Annotated in this window: 17 protein-coding genes; 4 read left to right on the forward strand and 13 right to left on the reverse strand. The window is 48.3% G+C overall.

Annotation, left to right across the window (positions count from 1 at the left end; genetic code table 11):
- Positions 1–6: 6 nt before the first annotated feature.
- Complete coding sequence (locus tag CVV44_16180; GenBank protein PKL37172.1) at positions 7–960, forward strand: glycyl-radical enzyme activating protein; 954 nt, start codon at positions 7–9, stop codon at positions 958–960.
- Between the two features lie 61 nt (positions 961–1,021).
- On the opposite strand, the gene CVV44_16185 is transcribed toward CVV44_16180, so the two are convergent.
- The 4 genes from CVV44_16185 to CVV44_16200 form a co-directional block, all read right to left on the reverse strand.
- Positions 1,022–2,581: a carbohydrate kinase gene (locus tag CVV44_16185; GenBank protein ID PKL37173.1), complete on the reverse strand. Its 1,560-nt coding sequence runs from the start codon at positions 2,579–2,581 to the stop codon at positions 1,022–1,024.
- Between the two features lie 79 nt (positions 2,582–2,660).
- Complete coding sequence (locus CVV44_16190; GenBank protein PKL37371.1) at positions 2,661–4,355, reverse strand: FAD-binding oxidoreductase; 1,695 nt, start codon at positions 4,353–4,355, stop codon at positions 2,661–2,663.
- 33 nt (positions 4,356–4,388) lie between these two features.
- Entirely contained in the window at positions 4,389–6,032 is a 1,644-nt protein-coding gene (locus tag CVV44_16195) for a glycerol-3-phosphate dehydrogenase (protein PKL37174.1), read from the reverse strand.
- Positions 6,033–6,268: 236 nt separating this feature from the next.
- The gene (locus CVV44_16200; protein PKL37175.1) at positions 6,269–7,567 is read right to left on the reverse strand and encodes a hypothetical protein; all 1,299 of its coding nucleotides are present in this window, start codon (positions 7,565–7,567) and stop codon (positions 6,269–6,271) included.
- Between the two features lie 376 nt (positions 7,568–7,943).
- On the opposite strand from CVV44_16200, the gene CVV44_16205 reads away from it, so the two are divergent.
- On the forward strand, positions 7,944–9,047 hold the full coding sequence (locus tag CVV44_16205) for a hypothetical protein (protein PKL37176.1): 1,104 nt from the start codon (positions 7,944–7,946) through the stop codon (positions 9,045–9,047).
- Between the two features lie 15 nt (positions 9,048–9,062).
- Here CVV44_16205 and CVV44_16210 read toward each other — a convergent pair whose 3' ends face one another.
- The 7 genes from CVV44_16210 to CVV44_16240 form a co-directional block, all read right to left on the reverse strand.
- Positions 9,063–9,311 (reverse strand): hypothetical protein, encoded by a 249-nt coding sequence (locus tag CVV44_16210; GenBank protein PKL37177.1) that lies wholly within the window; start codon positions 9,309–9,311, stop codon positions 9,063–9,065.
- Positions 9,312–9,422: 111 nt separating this feature from the next.
- A complete protein-coding gene (locus CVV44_16215; GenBank protein PKL37178.1) occupies positions 9,423–10,307 on the reverse strand; it encodes an MBL fold metallo-hydrolase in 885 nt (294 codons plus the stop codon).
- Between the two features lie 7 nt (positions 10,308–10,314).
- Entirely contained in the window at positions 10,315–10,563 is a 249-nt protein-coding gene (locus CVV44_16220; protein ID PKL37179.1) for a hypothetical protein, read from the reverse strand.
- A gap of 60 nt (positions 10,564–10,623) precedes the next feature.
- A complete protein-coding gene (locus CVV44_16225; GenBank protein PKL37180.1) occupies positions 10,624–11,031 on the reverse strand; it encodes a hypothetical protein in 408 nt (135 codons plus the stop codon).
- A 284-nt stretch (positions 11,032–11,315) separates the two neighbouring features.
- Positions 11,316–12,701: an iron-sulfur protein gene (locus CVV44_16230; GenBank protein ID PKL37181.1), complete on the reverse strand. Its 1,386-nt coding sequence runs from the start codon at positions 12,699–12,701 to the stop codon at positions 11,316–11,318.
- A gap of 170 nt (positions 12,702–12,871) precedes the next feature.
- Positions 12,872–13,285 carry a DUF2784 domain-containing protein gene (locus tag CVV44_16235; protein PKL37182.1) on the reverse strand — a complete coding sequence of 138 codons (414 nt, stop codon included), beginning with the start codon at positions 13,283–13,285 and terminating at the stop codon, positions 12,872–12,874.
- A 57-nt stretch (positions 13,286–13,342) separates the two neighbouring features.
- Positions 13,343–14,425: a hypothetical protein gene (locus CVV44_16240; GenBank protein ID PKL37183.1), complete on the reverse strand. Its 1,083-nt coding sequence runs from the start codon at positions 14,423–14,425 to the stop codon at positions 13,343–13,345.
- 372 nt (positions 14,426–14,797) lie between these two features.
- On the opposite strand from CVV44_16240, the gene CVV44_16245 reads away from it, so the two are divergent.
- Together CVV44_16245 and cyaB are read left to right on the forward strand one after the other, a co-directional pair.
- Entirely contained in the window at positions 14,798–15,607 is an 810-nt protein-coding gene (locus CVV44_16245) for a hypothetical protein (protein ID PKL37184.1), read from the forward strand.
- 4 nt (positions 15,608–15,611) lie between these two features.
- Positions 15,612–16,133, forward strand: coding sequence for a class IV adenylate cyclase (gene cyaB / locus CVV44_16250; protein PKL37185.1), 522 nt, complete (start codon positions 15,612–15,614; stop codon positions 16,131–16,133).
- 151 nt (positions 16,134–16,284) lie between these two features.
- On the opposite strand, the gene CVV44_16255 is transcribed toward cyaB, so the two are convergent.
- Entirely contained in the window at positions 16,285–17,844 is a 1,560-nt protein-coding gene (locus CVV44_16255; GenBank protein PKL37186.1) for a hypothetical protein, read from the reverse strand.
- An 83-nt stretch (positions 17,845–17,927) separates the two neighbouring features.
- On the reverse strand, positions 17,928–18,113 hold the full coding sequence (locus tag CVV44_16260; GenBank protein PKL37187.1) for a hypothetical protein: 186 nt from the start codon (positions 18,111–18,113) through the stop codon (positions 17,928–17,930).
- Between the last annotated feature and the right edge of the window lie 39 nt (positions 18,114–18,152).

An 18,152-nucleotide genomic window follows, 5' to 3' on the forward strand; every position in this document is an offset into this window, starting at 1 on the left:
GGAGTGATGCAGCGGCTTAAGGGAAAAGTAAATGAAAAAGCAACGGGAGTCCCCCTGATTCTTGAGATCAAGGGAAACAGCCTCGATGACGGTCCCGGTATCCGCTCTGTAATATTTTTCAAGGGATGCCCCCTGGACTGCGCCTGGTGTCATAATCCCGAGAGTAAAAAAAGAGGCGTCGAACTTTCTTTTGACGCAGGGCTCTGTATTGCCTGCGATGCCTGTATCGGTGCCTGTACCGAAAAGGCCCTTTCCCGCAGGGTAAAGGGCTTTGTAAAAAGGGACCGCTGCACCCTGTGCTTTCAGTGCACCGATGTGTGTCCCTCGGGCGCCCTGAGCCGCGTGGGCCGCGATATGACGGTTGATCAGGTCGTGGAAAAGGTGAAGCGGGACATTCCCTTTTATAACAGTTCGGGCGGCGGTGTGACCCTTTCGGGCGGTGAGCCCACGGTTTCCATGGAATATCTTTCCGGCATTGTCCGTGCCCTTAAAGCGGAGAAGATACACACACTTATAGAGACCTGCGGTCTTTTTGACATGAAAAGATTCAGCGAGATGGTCTATCCCCATATCGATTCGATTTATTTCGATATCAAGTTTATCGATGAGGCGCTGCACCGGAAATATTGCGGCACTTCAAATAAAATCATTCTGGAGAATTTCTCGAGGCTGCAGGATATGTTCCTGAAGGGGGGCATTTCCTTGCTGGCCAGGACGCCCCTCATACCGGGTATCACCGACAGTGATAAGAATCTTTCCGCCATTGCCGGTTTTCTCAGCGGCAGGGGCGTGCAGAAGGCGTCACTTCTCGCGTATAATCCCCTCTGGCATGAAAAGAACGGAAAGATCGGTGTGGAAAACCGCTACTCGAAAGAGAAGGCCATGAAGTCCTTCATGAAACAGGAAAGGATAGAGGAATGCTGGGATATTTTTCTTTCGGCAGGAATTGAGGTGGTGTAGGGGATAATTCCTGCCAATCCTCACATGTTGAAATTGTTTTTCCTTTCCTGTCGTCTCCTGCTTATTGCGCCGGTGGATATCCGGTTATTGAGGCGATTTTCATATAGAGAGGCTCAAGTTTTTCGTATGTGGCAAGAAATACCTGACGGTAGAGATCATCATAGATACGGCGGTTTTTGGGATCCGGTTCAAAGGTGTGGATTTTTTTTACCATTGACGATACCGCCTCATCGAAAGAAGAAAACATACCGCTCCCCACCGTGGCGCTCACCGCGGCTCCCAGTGAACCGATCTCCGAGGTTGCCATACGCGATACGGGCAGGTTGAATATATCGGCAGCGATCTGCACAGCCGCATCACTGCGGGAGCCTCCGCCGCCCACACGAAGTTCTTTCAGGGTGATGCCCGTTTCGGCATTGATGATTTCGTACAGTCTGCGCAGTTCAAATCCCAGGCCTTCTAGAATGGCCCGGTAGATATGAGCCCGCGTATGCACATCGCCGAAGCCGATGATGGAACCCTTGGCGAATTTATTGTTTGACAGCGGGCCCCAGTGCGGCTGGAGCATGAGGCCCATGCTTCCGGGAGGGATTGATCTGATCACTTCATCGAGAACCACCTCGGGAGCTACTCCCCGCCTTTCCGCTTCAATTGATTCCCGGTGCCCCAATTCTTCCTTGAACCAGGTAACCATCCAGAACCCGCGGTTGATATAGGTTTCTATATTCCATGTGCAGGGGATGGCGCCTGGCCAGGCAAAGAATCGCCATTGTTTGTCCGTGACATATTTTTTTGTGATGACGTTAAGGGTTGTCAGGGTACCGAAGCTTATGACTCCCGTCTCGGAATTCAAGCCGCCTGCTCCAAGCAGCTCTGACTGCTTATCCCCACCTCCTACAATAACGGGCAGTCCCTCGGGAAGCCCTGTTTCCCGTGACGCCGTTTTTGTTATGTATCCCAGAATTTCATCCTGATCGCAGAGCTCGGGCAAATGATCGGGTTTGAGACCGAAGATCTCGTATAAAAATTTATACGTATACCAGGCGAATTTTTTCAGGTCGATGGGCCAGAGTACATTGACCATGCCGCGGGACTCTCTGAACTCACCTGTGAGCTTTTTTACGAACCATCCTGTGATCAGAAGAAATTTTGCCGTTTTTCGATAGATATCAGGTTCATTGCACTTGATCCACAGATACTTGGAATTTTCGCGTACATACTTCATGAGCCCGGAAATTACCGGAAGGTTGAACACCGCACGTGCCCCCAGGGAGAGGGGAGGAGGATATTCCACCCTTCGCTGGTCAAGCCATACAATGGCGGGCCGGAGCGGAGTTCCTTCCCTGTCAACAGTGAGAAAGGTTGTGCGCTGGGAGGTTATTCCCATGGCCCCGATCTCTTCCCGGGGGACCTTCGCCTTTTTCATCATTGCCCGGGAAGCCTGGCAGAGCTTTGACCAGTAATCCGAAGGATTCTGTTCCGCCCATCCAGGATGAAGAGAGAAATAAGGCTCTATGGGCGCCTCTGCTGACGCCACTTCCTTCCCGGTACGGTCAAACATAATCGCACGAATGTTCTGTGTTCCTGAATCAATCGCTATCACATATTTCTTGTCAGCCATTTTTAACTCCTTCAGACAGATCAAAGGCGCGCCGCAGCGGTCATCCACAATTCCTTAATTCATTATTTTTCATGCCTTCTCATGTATCCGATGAATCCGTGCCCAGGGGATGGCCCGGATTCATGATATTGCCCGGATCAAAATAACGCTTCAGAGCCCTGATGGCGCCCATCTCCTCCTTTCCGAGAAAACGTTCAATCCAGGGCGCCATAAGTCTGCCGACTCCGTGATGATGACTGCATGAACCGCCGGCATTGACCATGGCCTCAATAAGGCCTGAGCGGTAGGCCATGTAGTCATCGACATTTCCCCTGACGCCGAAAATGAAATAGAGATTCGTACCGGACTGATAAAAGTGAGAGGCGTGGCTTATACACATGGTACCCGGAACAGAGTTGGCGTATTCGTAAACCTTTCTGTGTATTTCATGAATGTTGTCCCACCGCACCGGGGTCTCCACGGTGTCCAGAATAATATCATAATCGGTGACCGTTTCACCCATATAAAATGTCTTATAGCGGTCCTTGTACCATTCCTTCGCCGAGTATCCTGTCGTGGTCATGCCCCCGAAGCGTCCCATGATTTTTCCAATTTTTCTGCGTACAAGCGCTGTGAAATCCCTGTCGCCTTCGATTGTACCAAGGCACAGGCACCGTTTGCCCGGCTTGAAGCCGCGCATTTTAAGAAAGCTTTCAATAATCGAGGGAACGGGATAGAGTTCAAAGGCATGCTCCGTCTCTTTCGCGTCGGATATGCGCAGGACCGCCGGGAGCCCGAACTGCCCCTGGGTTATCTCCCGTGTGGCATTGACAGCTGATTCAAAATCAGGGAAGATGTAACCGAAATATTTCCTGTTTTCAGGCATGAACCGGAATATCTTGATTGTCAGCTCCACGCATACGCCGAAGACTCCTTCACTTCCTTTCATCATATTCATGACCCGGGGGCCGGTGGCCGTACTGGCATAATCGCTGGTGTTGATGACTCCCGCGGGGGTGATGATCTCCATGGCGAGCACCAGGTCCGCCGCGTCACCGTAATAGGTCGAGGCCTGGCCGCTTCCCAGGGCCATGGACCATCCAGCTACGCTGGAGAGTTCGAAGGACTGGGGAAAATGCCCGCAGGTAAAGGCATGGGCCGTGCCATACATTTTCGGCGCGTTATTCAGGGCGTTCTCAAGATCAGGGCCCATGCATCCTGCCTGGACACGGCAGGTATGACTCTTCTCGTTCACTTCAAGAACCCTGTTTATATGGGTGTTCAGCACCAGGGTCACACCCCCTTTTTCAGGGAGAAATCCCTTGTTGCAGCTTGATCCGCCGCCGTAGACATAAACGGGAATGTCTCTCGTGTTGCACAGCGATACGATCTCCTTAATCTCTTCCTTGTCACGCGGATGGACCACAACCCCGGCGGTTTCGTGGACAACGCCTCTCTTGAGACTGAACATCTCCTCCTGGAGCTTGCCATGGCTGTACTTGATTCGGTTGTATGCATCGCTCTGGACATTTTCAGAACCGGAAATTTTCACCAGGGCCTCAATAACATCCCCGGGGACATTGCTCTCTTTATCGAGACGCACGGCCATGTTTCCGTCATTGCGTTTTCCGGCGAAATAGGAATCTTCCAGCTTCAGTTCATTTTTCAGAAGCGCATAATACTTTTCCGAGGGCAGTTTTATTTCATCCATCCTGCCCTGTTTTGCGATGGACCGATAGGAGCCCGGCACGGGCGGCGTATTCGTCCATTCAGGAATAAATTTTTTTTCAGACATATTGTTCTCCTTTATAATAATTTTCATTTGATTTCAGTCCCGCGGCAGTGTCAGCATCTCCGATACTATGGAAATCTCTTTTTCCATGTGTTTCCTGTCCCAGTTCAGCTCTCTCATTGCGATAAGGGCTAGCTTGAGAAGCACGTCATCGCCGGGATGCCCCAGGGTGCCCATACCAGTGCGGCGCATGACAATATCCGACAAAGTGCGAGCCATTTCATTGCGGATGGCGTACACGGCCTGGGCGAGAATCTCACCGTCGGCGTTGACACTTTGTGATAGCGCCGTGTCCTCCCGCGCAACTTTAAGCACTTCCCTGTATTCTGTCCCATAATTGCGCGCAAGGTAATCCAGCGTGGGAACACTGAAATCGCTGTTATCGCGCAGGACCTCTTCAAGAAAAGTTTCAATATCTTCAATGGAACACCCTGAGAGATAACGTTTTTTCGTAAATGAAGTAGAGCGGTTTCTTCCCAGTTTGCGTTCAACGAGTTTTACACAATGTTCAGCAAGATTGCGGCTTGTAGTATACTTCCCGCCCTCTACGGTGACCAGTCCATCGATCCCGTCTTTCTTGTTGTCATATATTTCATATTTTCGGGAAGAGCTGTAGGTCTCCTCGGTCTGGTCCTCCACAAGGGGGCGCAGTCCGCCATAGGTATGTTTTACATCGGAAAAACCGAGGCTGCCGTCACCGAAGGCGCTGTTCACATCGCTGATCAGTTCCATGATGCGCCCCCTGGTAACGTGATATTTGTCCGGGTCTCCCGTGTAGGGCTTGTCAGTGGTTCCGATAAGGGTATGCCCCCGCCAGGGGGTAAGGAAAAAATGACGGCCCGAAGGGGTCATGGCACCCACGGTATACTTGCCCGATATGAGCTTTTTGGTGGTGATGATATGAATTCCCTCGGATCTCTGGAGAGAAGTGACATTGCTTTTTGAATCAGCCATTCCCATAACAAAGTCGGCCCAGGGCCCGGCGCAATTGATGGTAACGCCTCCTCTTATGGAGTATTTTTTATCGTTCAAGAGGTCTCGCACTCTTATTCCTATGATGTTTTTTCCCTTGCCGGAAAGGAAACCTTCCACGGCGCAGTAATTGGATACGCTGGCTCCGTACGCCACGGCGGACTTTATGAACGCCAGGGTGAGTCTTTCGGGACATATGCTTTTACAGTCATAGTACATTGATGCTCCGGTGAGTCCTTCCCGTCGCACACTGGGTTCGAGAACCTGCACTTTTTTTCTGGAGATGGTCCTGTGCATGGGAAGACGTTTGCTTCTATCCCAGGTGAAATTCTTGTCATAGGAGAGTAGATCATAGAGAGTCATCCCTATCTTTACGATCCATTTGCTGTTGTTGAGAGGTCTTTTGCAATGAGTGATCATCACGGGCATAGGATAGACAAAGTTAGGAGCGATATTTTCCATCACCCTTCTCTCACGCAGGGACTCACGCACCAGTCCAATCTCCCCATTCGCCAGGTACCGCAGACCGCCATGGATCATTTTTGATGTGGCCGCCGATGTGGCCCAGGAGAAATCCTTTTTTTCGAATAAGGCGACTTTCAGACCACGCGAGGCCGCTTCGTAAGCCACGGAAGCCCCGGTGATTCCGCCCCCGATGACAATCACATCGAAATTTTCATCTTTATAGGTTTCAATAAATCGTTTCATGTCGTATCCGCCTTTTCATGAATTATCGGCCGATGCAAATGGCCGGCACTGAATGTTAACAGGTTTTCGCCCTGCATCTATCATGGATTATAGGCGAAAAATATCCCCGTGTCGTTTATGATTATAATCATGAACCTATATTTCCCGGAATTATCAGAATTATTCGTTGAATCGGGAATATGCTCAAAGAAATATTTTCATGGCGCTCATCTACACAACGGCACTCACGGGAAAACTCAGGTTAACGGAACAATGTTGGCCTTCGAGCCTTTCAGCTTTGCCTTGATCAGAAGATAGGCCGATGCAAGTAAGTTTGTCTTCGACATGCTTATGGGATTGACTTTCATTTGTTTACACAGCCCCGCAAGACTCAACGCCAGGTCATTGCAGCCCGGGCTTATGGTGATGTTCTTTTTCCCCAGGCGGGCCTGGAGGGCGACGGCATGGTCCTGGATGGCGCAGCTGCCTGCGATATGGACACGGCCCTTAGTGGCGTCCACGTCGTTTCGAGGAATGCCCTTTCCCATGAGCACGGTAAATCCGCCCCTGCCGTTATAGTCACGGTAGAGTGATTCCATGAGGCTCTCCGTGTTTCTTCGGCAGCCTTCGTCGCAGCATCGCTCCTTTCCCCTGAGAATGGTGACATCGGGAGGCAGGTCATTAAGAAGGTCGTAGCTGAGATGTTTTTTTCTTTCATTGAATAGGTTTTTGTTCACTATGTCGATGGCCTTTAAATCAGCTACACCCAGTCCCTTGGCACTGCTCTGAGCAAGATGCTTAACCTTTTTCAGGCTGAATCCCAGGAGTGCCGCGCCCACAACATCAACGGCAAGGGGATCGGGGCCGCCCAGGAGCAGGTCCATGGGAACAACGCATTTATCGAGATTGTAGGCCGTGGGATAGTGCCCATGGGTCGTGGCGATCAAACCGTCGATAAGGGCGAAGTCAGGGCGGATCACCTCGTATATATCGGCGAACTTCTGGTGCAGGCGGAAATTATGGTCGGGTATACGGCTTTTCTGGTGAACCAGGCCGAACTGGTTTTTAATGGAGAGCGTGACCTGGGACATTGAATGTGTCTTGAGCTTTGGGATAGAAAGGTAGAAATTTTCCCCGCGATTCTCGATGAGCCTCTCATACACGAAGCGGGAAATATCGATGAATTCCTGGACACCGTTAAGAAAAACCGGGACTGCCTCGGTTTCGTCAAGAAAGACAGGCATCGCTCCGGTTTCTTTGCAGACCTTCGTATAGCCCGTAACATGAAAGACCAGGCGTGTGAAATTGGCCTGTGTGCTGTTTTCCATAACATAAATCGTTCGCGCCCCGCATTCCCGGAAATAGAGTATGGTCTGTCTCAATACTTCCGGGTCCGTATACACGCTGGTTTCGGAACCCACACCGTTCACCTTGATGTAAACGTCCCGGCTCGAGCGCAGGAATTTCGCTCCGCCGCCGAAATGATCAAAGACTTCCCTTACGGCTCTGTCTATGCCTTTTTTAGTATCAGTAAGAATTACTTTTGTTTTTTTCATGACTGTTTCTCCATGATTAATTCATCCGGGTTCATTTATTTAAACAGCACCTTGTAGAGTTCCAGGTAAGCAAAATATGCCGCTCCTCCTGCGTCATGCTTCCCATTCAAAAACCTCAATGCCATTATTTTATGACTTTATTATAGAAAAAAAAGACCTGATGTCGTTCACAATTATAATCATGAACTGTTTTTATGTCTTTTTTCAGATTATCCCTGCCGCGCATGAGCCGCTCATAGGGGGATAAATATAACTCCCGTATGAAAAAATAACGTTGACTCGAACTGTGGGGTCTTTTATAAAAAAGTTGCTGAGTCCATCCTGTCACAGCATATGTAATTATCATATATTCAGGGATAACGAAAGGGAATCTCTCATGACGACAATGCATGCAATCATGGCAGTGCTCATAGTGTCGGGCCTGGTGCTGGGCGTGTTCACCGCCATTGAGCATATTACGGGGCATACGAAAAACCATCGAAGTTATTTCCGGTTCGCACGGGGTATGATAGTGAGCCTCCTCATGGGACAGCTGGCGGTGATTGGTTTCGGCCTGTATGAGCGATATCCTTCGCTGTTGTTCCTTTTTTTTACATTTCTCTATATCAGCGGCCCTCTGGATCGTATCCGGTACCATGCTCTCGTGTATTCGGAAAAGAAAATCCCCGTGGCACTGAAGATTCCACTTCTGCCCCTTGCTCCACTGCTTGTGCTGGAAGTTTTTCTGCTGACGCGTTCCCTCGACCAGAAATATATTATATATAGTGAATTTTTCAGAGACCCGCTGCATCACTGGTTGATCTACGTTCTCTTTGCCTGTCTGGCGGTCAATGTTACTTACTCGGGCATCATTCTCTATAACGAGTTTGTCTCCATGCGGCAGAGCAGCAATAAACCGCCCCTGCTTTTTTCCATAATAATGTCGGGGATGCTCATTGTTTCAACGACCATATCGTGCCTTTATTTTTTCACCCTGAACAGGGAATTCATCCTGCTGGGAGCCACGGGCAACAGTTTGCAATTCATCCTCTATTTTCTGTTCAAAAACCGTTTTCCCGATTTCTTCAAACTCTTTGTCAGGGAGATGAAGCAGAATCGATACAAGCGCACGATAATAAAAGGAATTGATCAGTCGGCCGTAAATGAGCGCCTCACGGAGCTCATGGAGGAAGAGAAGATTTATCGCGATATGGACCTGAGGATGAAGGATGTGGCGGAGCGCCTGCTCATTACCCCCCACCAGTTCTCCCAGCTTGTTAACGAAAACATCAAAACTGATTTTCGAAACTACGTGAACACCTACCGGGTCCGGGAAGCCAAAGAGCTGCTCGTTGAAAATCCCGAACGGAGTATTATTACAATCTGTTTCGAGGTGGGGTTCAGTTCTAAAACATCCTTCAATGTCACCTTTAAAAAAATGACCGGATTGTCGCCGAAGGAATACCGTCAAAAGCATGGATTGCGGGAACAGGTGGATTGAAAATTCCTGAAAGAATTACCCCTCCATGAGATATTTCGCGTTGGGCACCACTTCCAGTATTTCGCTCTCGCATACAATCACGGGAACACCCCGGTGATTGAACCTGTACTTTTTGGCATCGTTGAGTTCAATGAGTCCCTCACGAGTCATTTCCATGAGCCATTCCATGCAGAGGTTTCGTCCCATGATGACGTATTCGGGCTTCTGCTTCCGTTTCTTCAGTTCTTCCATGAGTTTGTCGATGTGTGCTGATATTTTTTTCATGACTTGAGCATGGGAGTTTCCCGGGTAAAGTCAAGCATTTAAGGATTTTTCGCCATTGAATTTACTGGACTTTTTGATACCTGGCATCGGTTGTCGGGAGACTGATTTCACTCAGATCGTGATATAGCGGTCGCCGGTCTTTTTCAGACGCCCCTTTTTTATTGAATAAGCAAGATGTTTTTTTAACATGACTTCTTCTGCATATGTATAAAAATTCAGCGGTTCATGGGGCTTTTCGTAAATCAGCCATTTCTCCCGCATCACGGGAATCGTGCTTTCATTTTTCAGAAAATCGAGCACCCTGTTTTCTCTTTCTTGTATTACATTGAGGTATATTTCGGCTTCCCTGTCGATATTTCCCTTCATGACCCCCCTGTGGTGAGAGGTAATAAAAAATTCAGCGGGGATCTTCTGCAGCATATGGACCGATGCTATTGTCTGGTCGATGTCGGAGTATTTGTCGCCGTACCACGGTCCAAAGGGCAGAAGGTCAAGATCGGCGGTAAAGAGCAGTTTCTGCTCCTCGCAGTAAAAGCATGAATGCCCCGGTGTATGACCGGGCGCGTGAATCACCCTGAGTTTTGTGCTTCCAAAGTCGAGAATATCGCCGTCACGGAATTCACGTGCGGGAACGCGTTCCTGGTAATTGAATGACTTGAGATACTCATCAAACCCCGGTTCAAGCGACGTGCCGTAAATGTCCCAGAATTCGTAAAGGCTTTCGAGCGACTTGAAGCACGGAGCATCGAGCTCATTCACCCAGAGTTCAGCTTCGGGGAAGAGATAATTGAAGGCGAAATGATCTTCATGGTAATGCGTGTTGATGATGACATCAACGCCTTTTGTCTTTTTAATGTTCAGCAGCACATCGCGACTGCACGCCGGATCAATGACTGCTTTTATCGTATCGTCGATAAAAAGAGAATTACAGTAAGGATATCTGCCCTTGTTGAGTCCCGGCAGGAACACGATATTTCCGAATCTGATTTCTTCCATGGAGGGCTTACCCCTCCATGAGGTATTTCGCGTTGGGCGCCACTTCCAGTATTTCGCTCTCGCACACGATTACGGGAACTCCCCGGTGATTGAACTTATACTTTTTGACGTCATTGAGTTCAATGAGTCCCTCCCGGGACATCTCGATGAGCCATTCCGTGCAGAGGTTCCGTCCCATGATGACGTATTCCGGTTTCTGCTTCCGTTTCTTCATATCCTGAATGAGGAGATCAATATGTTCCGATATCTTTTTCATGGTTCGAACATGGATGATTCAGGAGCAGAAGTCAAGCATTTCAGCGTATCGCTTTATTTGTCACCATTCTCTTTCCAGTGTTCCCGATAGAATAAGGGCGATGCTCTGCAGAACGGTTGTGGCAAGGGGTATTTTATAAGGTCCGCCGCCGCAATATACGATGTATGTCATGGGAAGATAAAATGTAAATAATACAACGAACATGGTTATCCATGATGCCTTATTTTTCCAGGCGAGAAAGCCTGAATAAATGCCGAATATTCCGATTGTAAAGAATGTAACTCCCAGCACATCCACAAGAGTGACGATGAGTCCACTGAGTGTTGCATAATTCGCAGCCAGCGCTGAAGCAGTCATGCCGATAATTTTTTCATGGTAGGAAGCAATTGGTTTTATTACATAGACAATACCGAACAGAAAGCAGATGACAGACAAAATCCAGAACAGGATAGTTGATTTTTTAATCATGTGTAACCTCTATATTATTCTATTTAGGGATATTTATCCTTAAATAGAATAATAGTGTCAATTATAAAATGTTATATATTTAATTTGTGACAAAAAATAAAAATATTAAAAATTTATTAGTAGAGGAAATAAATCGGAAAGAAGCGACAGCCGGAAGCTTAACTATGAAAAAACATGGAATTAAGGAGATACGATAGAAAAATATCCAGGGTCATAAATAGCATCGTGCAAGCAAATTAATGCATATCTCAGATTGAGCCTCATATTACCTGAGAAAGATAATGTCATCCGGGTTTTTCAATAAATTTTCTGAGCGGTTTTACCATTTCTTCCTTCATCCTGTGCTTGTAGATTTCTTCGCGGAAAGCAGGTATTTTGACCATGAATGTCAGGATTGAGCCGATAATCCGTGCCTTGCGGTTTTTCTGGGGGAAGTCAAAAATACCGTTTCTCTTGTAAAATTTGTAATCGGCCACGAAGGGAAATTTCAAGCGAGTGAAGACATCGTCGCGGAAGATCTTTTTCCCGCCCAGGGAAAGGAAGGTATGTGGCCTGATATAGTTGGCCTTCGAATACCGTACCGCGCTTGCGGCCATGGCGCCGGTGAGGGAATCGATCAGTTTTGAATCACCGCTTTCATCGGTAACGATATCGACGAGGTTAGCGTACATCATCTCGGTGTATGCCTCGAATATTTCCCGCACGAAGGGCAGGCCCGCGAAATTTCCCGAAATGAGAAAGCCGATCTGTTTGCCCGCGTATACCGGGACATGGTTGTTGAAAAAAGACCTGTCGAAATACTCCTTCCATTTAGATGAAAGGTACCTGTCCCTGACGCTGCCGCATATGAACAGAATGTCGGCCTTTCTCACCTTCGTGTTGAAAAACTCACGGTAATCGTCGCCCGATCCGTACACGCAGGTGTTGTCATAGCCGCACTGTATGCATCCAAGGCAGCCCCCCTTAATATCGAGATCACGCAGGTTGATGATTTCCGGTTTGCTCGTGAAGGACGCAGCAAGCCGGCTTACCATGCCCCCGAGGTTTTTGTCTCCTTTCTGCATATCCGTCAATATGAGAATATTTTTATCCCCCTGGTCTATCCCTTTGTTCGTTTTGCCCGGTTTATAAGCGGACCGTACGGGTATGAGCGGAGGATAGACCCGGTTGGCGGGGATCCTGTTTTCAACGGCAAAAAAGAATTGATTCGCGAACTGGAGTAGGTTGAGGCGGGCAAGCCTGTGTGTCAGATCATACATGTCAGGGGAATGCGATCCGGCATATTTCATCCCCAGGTCATCACATATGGCCCTCATGTAACTGTGGGCGGTGTGATCAAAAAAATGGATGGATGTTGTCAGGACCGCAGCGTATTTATTTTTAAAGGCGGAATCGGCCCCGCGTTCTGATACAAGCTCGATAAACCGCTTATACTGCGACGGCACCAGAAAGTAGTACAGGGGAAAGGCCCAGATAACGGCGTCCGATGACCGGACATCATTGATGATTGTCTTGAAGTTTTCCCGGTCTCTCTCGATTTTTTTTATATCATGGGAGATGTTGTGGATTACAAATTCATGAGCGGGATAGTGCTGCTGAATATAAAGAACATACTGCATGGTGGCGCTAAGATCACCCTTGGGGCTTCCATTGAGGACCGTTATTTTCATGGTTTTTCTCCTCGCGGTTATGTAGATTGTCCCACCGTTACAAATTGGATTAAAAGCATTGCATGAACTGAACTTTCTGTCAACAGTTAAACACGGGGCAGCAGTTCGGGCAGAAGCCCATCAGTTTTTTGAAATGGTCCGCCGTCTTCCGGTGAACTGCTGTTTAAAAGTCATTTCACGCTGATTCGTGAAGCGCTGTCCCTGCTTTTCCGCCGGTCGCGAAGATTCAGATGAAGAGTCAGAGTCAGGGCCGTGATGAATACCCCCAGCGTGGCCCTGTCCACCAGGTCCGGGTCGAGCCACCGGCCGCTGATTTCATGAATGAGGAAGTGTATGTAGGAGTAAGAGGCTATGGGGTTGTGCAGAGCCTCCCGGACCTGCCAGTGCCAGTCCGTGCAGAAGCAGTATCCCCATCCGTACCAGATGCCCAGAATGAACCATGACATGGCCGTGAGGCCCATGGTGACGAGGTGAATTTTACGGGTCTTTCGCCATATCCATCCGAAAATGTTGAAGAGAGTGAAGACCGTATGAAAAAGAAGGAAAAAACGGTCCAGGATGGTGAGTAGTCCTGCTGGTATCATTCCTGCGATTCCTCCGGGACTGGTGACGATGGCCGGTTGCCCGGTTCTCCGGGGTGATCAATCCATTCTGATGAGCATTCCCTCGGCATTGTAGCCGTAGATATCGCCGGTGCGTGTTTCCTTGGAGGCGTACATGGCCGTATCGGCCTGGACAATGAGTTCCTCGTGCGTCATTGCCGTGTTGGGGCTGGGATAGGTGGCGATACCGATGGAGAGGGTTACATCCTTTACATCATTGTTGATATTTTCTTCTCCCACGATATCGGCCAGCTTTATTTTTTTTATCACGTCGCGGATTCTTCTGGCCACGACCAGGGCGCTGCGGTGGTTCGTTTCAGGGAGGAAAATGGAAAATTCATCACCGCCGAATCGCGCCGCGATATCATAGGGGCGGATGATATACTTCACCGATTCGAAATTATTCTCCAGGACCTTGTAGAGGTTTTCATCGATGAAGGAGCCCGATATTTTTTTCAGGACCTGATCGCCCACGAGGTGGCTGTAAGTATCGTTGATGTATTTGAAATTGTCGCCGTCGAGGAAAAGAAGGGAAATGCAGGATATATTCATGTCGTCGTTGCACTCCCTGACGATGTTGTCCACTTCCTGGTTTTTACGCTTGACCCGTTCAAATTCCGATTTCAGTCTTTCGATAAAGGTACTTTTATTAAGCAGGCCCGTTAATCCGTCAAATCCCGTCATCTGGAAAGTCGTGGCGTTGCGAACAATGGCCGAAAGAGACTTGCTCCTGAGCGGCTTTGTAAGAAAATAGTACGCCCCTATATCCAGAACGGTTTCCGAGAGTTCTTCGTCGTCTTCATGTCCCGTTATGGCGATGATGGGTGCGTCAATTTTAAAATCGTTTTTCAGGCGTTCAAGGGTTTTCAGCCCATTGTGGGGGTCTGGTTTTTCGCCCTGGGAAAGGGGCAGGGACAGGTCCAGGAGGATGGTGTCCCAGTAGGTTTTTTTAATCAGGCCCAGGGCTGATTCAACACATGAGGCCGATTCGATGTAGTATCGGGGATTGGAATCCTTCAGTATCTTGGTTATTATTTTTACAACTTTGCTGTCATCGTCAATAATGAGGATATTGAAGTCTCTCCTCGTTTTGTCATACTCCCGAAATTGATCACTCTGCATAGTATTCCTGAATTCCCGGTTTAAGTTTATATATACACCAGACCCATACTTCCTGTCAAGAGTGTATCAAATATCCCAAAAAAAAGATAAAAAGTCAAGACAATTTAATACAGTCTAAAAAATGAAATTGGGTATGCAATATTTTATATTTGTATATATTAAAGGATTCTGGTTAATAATTAAATAAAAAAGTAGAAAAATAAGAAAACATTAATAAAAACATCCAGACATGAAAAGGTGTTGAAAAAAGCAGATGCATGGGGAAAAAGAACACATAGAAAGATTTTTCCGTACAGGTTATTATTGTTTTATGGTCCTGCAATGTATCCGGGACTATAAGGTTTTATCAGGAAGTTTACAAGAGGCGGCATCATGGCGGTAAAAAAAACAGGAACAAAAAAAGGCAAGGCAAAGGGGGCCGGGGGCGGGAAGGGCAAACCGGCTTCACAGAAGAAGGCCCCGAAAAAAACGGCGTCCACGGCAGGGTCCCGGGGAGTAAAACCCGCAGCGAAAGGGGGTGGGCCCGGCAATACGGCCTTCTACGTCCTGGTGATCATGATCCTGGCTACTATTGTGGTACTCCTTTCGGGGAATTATATAAAAGAAGTACCCCGTCTCTGGGAAAGGGTAAAGAATGAGATGGCTTCAGATAAGGACAAAGTCCCGGAGAAAAAAGACGATCATAATAAAGAAATACAAAAAGCGGCGGAGGACCTGAAAAAAGAACCGGAAACGACAAAGATAGATGATGGAGTGCCGGTGAAGAGAGAGATCGATGCGAGGATCTACTTCGTCAGGTTCAATGACGCCACGGAGAAAACCTTTCTCTCATCGGTACGGCGAAGAGTCCGGGAGGATAAGAAAGTAGAGGATGCCCTGAAACTTCTTATCAAAGGGACCAGCGGCGAAGAGAAGAAAAAGGGATATCTCTCGGCGATACCGGAGAGTCTCAGGATCAATGATGTCAAAATAAGAAACAGGACCGCGGAGATAGATTTCAACAGCGCCATCGAATACGGTGCCACGGGAACCATCCTGGTGAACAGGATAGATCAGATCGTGTACACGGCCACGCAGTTTGAAGACATTGACAGCGTGGTTATCAAGATAAACGGCAGAAGGCAGAAGACCCTGGGTGCCGACGGCATTGCCATTGACGGCCCCCTGCACAGGAGTAAGTGAGATTATGCTGGAGATAGAGATAAAGTCGCCCTGCGACGGCCATGAGAAAATCATGGCCCGGCTTGCGGACATGGGGGCCCTTTTGACGACGACCAGGACCGAGGAGGATCTCTACTTCAATCATCCGGCCCGGGATTTCCGTGAGACCGACGAAGCTCTGCGCATCCGCCGGATCGATGCCGATTCTATCGTCACCTACAAGGGGCCGAAGCTTTCGGGTCGCGCCAAGACGCGTCTCGAGGTGGAGACCGCCGTGGAGAGCTTTCAGTCCATGCGTGACATCCTGGAACACCTGGGATTTGTCAGTTCAGGGTCGGTTCTCAAGGAGCGGAAAATTTATCATCTCAAAGACGTGGAGGTGTGCCTGGACTCGGTGCAGGGCCTGGGGACATTCGTTGAACTGGAAAAGATGGGTGAGGACCGGGAAAGGATCGAGGATGAACTCTTCGGACTGGCGGCGCGCCTGGGACTGGAGAGCTTCGAGCGGCGGTCCTATCTGGAGATGGTGCTCGAGGCCGGCAAATGATTCCTGTAAACTGAGCCGCGGCTTGCGGGATAAGTTAAGGTGATGATCATTGCAGTTCTTTAAGCCGTGTCATGTGAAGCGCTTTAACCCAATAGCAGCCAATGCCGATGATTACATGATACTAATGTGCCCACACGGGAACAGCCAAAACTTACTTGTTAGAGGTTTTCTTATGATATACTGCTAAGGCTAAAAGGACAAAGAATCCTGCTAAACCGATCCAGCCAAAAAGATCGCCGATACGACTATAGAGAGTATTTACACCTTTGGAAGGCACATCAGTAAACATAATCCTTGAATCTGATCTAAAGTAATCCTGCGATGAGAGGAGGCGTCCCTGATAATCCACAGCTATCGACAAACCATGTCCCGTGCACCTCACGAATGAAAAACCGTTTTCCGCGGCCCGGAATGTAAATCTCCAGGCATTTACCGGGGAGATTCTTTCCCAGTCCAGAGACGGGTTCAGCATGATGTCAACTCCCCGAGCAGCGCGGCGAATGAAATCGTGAAACAGTCCATCATAACAGATGACAGCGGCAATGGTCCCATAGGGTGTTTTGACTACCGGCACAGGATCATTGCTTGCTTTGAAAAGGACAGTTTCCAGCATGGGCACAAGATGCCTCTTGCGATAACGCGCGACTACGGTTCCGGACGGTTCTATTATATAGAGCACATTCTCCGCCATTTCCCGCATATCCGGATCGACAACAGCCATGCACATGACAAGATAAACCCTGAAATCACGGGCAAGATTACAATATGTTTTGATCAAATTTTTTTCCTGATCGTATTCGACAATCGTGGCCAATTCATTCCACATTATTATATTTGCTCCGGCCATTGCCGCTTTTCGTGTTGCATCGTGGAGCTCTTTATTCGTTTTGTCTATCCTGTTCTTTATGGCATTGATGATATGCTGAGGCGGTCTTTCCCGGGCGGTCACAGAGGGCATTATATCCCTGAGTATGGACGCATCTATAGTCGAGGTTATTGAGGCGATCTTGATTGTCGATGCCGATGGCGGAAAAAAACTCAACCGGGCACCTCCGAAAAGAAGCACCGTGATTATCAATCCGGCATACACTGCAGGAACGCCTTGCATGATCGCAGGATTAAATTTACGCTCCCATAACAGGTTTATAATCGGTCCAGGCCAGGTGACCAGGAAGAGCAGTCCCCACTGTCCGGTAATCGGTAATAGCTGCTGGAAAGGCAGTAAACCATAGAACTTTTCAAGAAATATTCCGCCACCGGGAGATCCCAGCATATAATAGTTAATTGTCTCCACAGCTATTGAGGCCAGGGGGAATACCAGGGTGGTAGGGATACCCTTCAGGCGTGTAGACATCAAACGATCTGCCAGATATGGTGTCAGGTGAATTGGCATGAATTGCAGGGTAATAAGCAGGTCAATATAGAATGGATATGGGGGAAAGGGTATCATTCTCTGCCAGATGCTTATAAGGCATGCACTGTAGCTGATCAATAGGACTATCAATAAACCGGGTAAAGGTTTCATCGAACGTGTGAAGCGGATTAAAAAAACCGGAGCGAGCCATAATGCAATGGATACCGGGGGATTCCACCAGCAAAGCAACAATAGTATGCCGCCAATAATAAGATACATGTAGTTGACGGCTTTTTTCATTTTGACATCATTTTTCGAGGTGCCCATAAAAAAGTTTTTCATGCATTTATTCATCATTAAGCAGCACACGGATGCACTGATCAATCAACAAAGAGTCGGCATACCGTTTCATATAACTATTTTTTATCCGACTCAAAGCCCTAATCCTTCCCACCACACCTTTTGTATCCCGAAACCCGCAGCTGCGGATCAACATTGGGATTGTAACTTTCCGAATCGCTGTAAATAACATTGCCGCTTTGATCGACCCAGCGATACCGGTAATCGGTACTGTCCTGTTCCGTTTTGCCGCTGTAGGGATTGACATAGTCGGCCCGGCCTGTCAAGCTCTATTATGATACTGATACCGAGAAGGATGACTGATC

Source organism: Spirochaetae bacterium HGW-Spirochaetae-1 (genome assembly GCA_002839375.1).
Lineage (GTDB): Bacteria > Spirochaetota > UBA4802 > UBA4802 > UBA5550 > PGXY01.

Coding starts and splice junctions, on each gene's coding strand:
- CVV44_16180 (PKL37172.1), top strand. CDS start 7: ATGCAGCGGCTTAAGGGAAAAGTAAATGAAAAAGCAACGGGAGTCCCC.
- CVV44_16200 (PKL37175.1), bottom strand. CDS start 7,567: ATGAAAAAAACAAAAGTAATTCTTACTGATACTAAAAAAGGCATAGAC.
- CVV44_16230 (PKL37181.1), bottom strand. CDS start 12,701: ATGAAAATAACGGTCCTCAATGGAAGCCCCAAGGGTGATCTTAGCGCC.
- CVV44_16185 (PKL37173.1), bottom strand. CDS start 2,581: ATGGCTGACAAGAAATATGTGATAGCGATTGATTCAGGAACACAGAAC.
- CVV44_16195 (PKL37174.1), bottom strand. CDS start 6,032: ATGAAACGATTTATTGAAACCTATAAAGATGAAAATTTCGATGTGATT.
- CVV44_16220 (PKL37179.1), bottom strand. CDS start 10,563: ATGAAAAAGATATCGGAACATATTGATCTCCTCATTCAGGATATGAAG.
- cyaB (PKL37185.1), top strand. CDS start 15,612: ATGCTGGAGATAGAGATAAAGTCGCCCTGCGACGGCCATGAGAAAATC.
- CVV44_16245 (PKL37184.1), top strand. CDS start 14,798: ATGGCGGTAAAAAAAACAGGAACAAAAAAAGGCAAGGCAAAGGGGGCC.
- CVV44_16215 (PKL37178.1), bottom strand. CDS start 10,307: ATGGAAGAAATCAGATTCGGAAATATCGTGTTCCTGCCGGGACTCAAC.
- CVV44_16225 (PKL37180.1), bottom strand. CDS start 11,031: ATGATTAAAAAATCAACTATCCTGTTCTGGATTTTGTCTGTCATCTGC.
- CVV44_16240 (PKL37183.1), bottom strand. CDS start 14,425: ATGCAGAGTGATCAATTTCGGGAGTATGACAAAACGAGGAGAGACTTC.
- CVV44_16255 (PKL37186.1), bottom strand. CDS start 17,844: ATGATGAATAAATGCATGAAAAACTTTTTTATGGGCACCTCGAAAAAT.
- CVV44_16210 (PKL37177.1), bottom strand. CDS start 9,311: ATGAAAAAAATATCAGCACACATCGACAAACTCATGGAAGAACTGAAG.
- CVV44_16205 (PKL37176.1), top strand. CDS start 7,944: ATGACGACAATGCATGCAATCATGGCAGTGCTCATAGTGTCGGGCCTG.
- CVV44_16190 (PKL37371.1), bottom strand. CDS start 4,355: ATGTCTGAAAAAAAATTTATTCCTGAATGGACGAATACGCCGCCCGTG.
- CVV44_16235 (PKL37182.1), bottom strand. CDS start 13,285: ATGATACCAGCAGGACTACTCACCATCCTGGACCGTTTTTTCCTTCTT.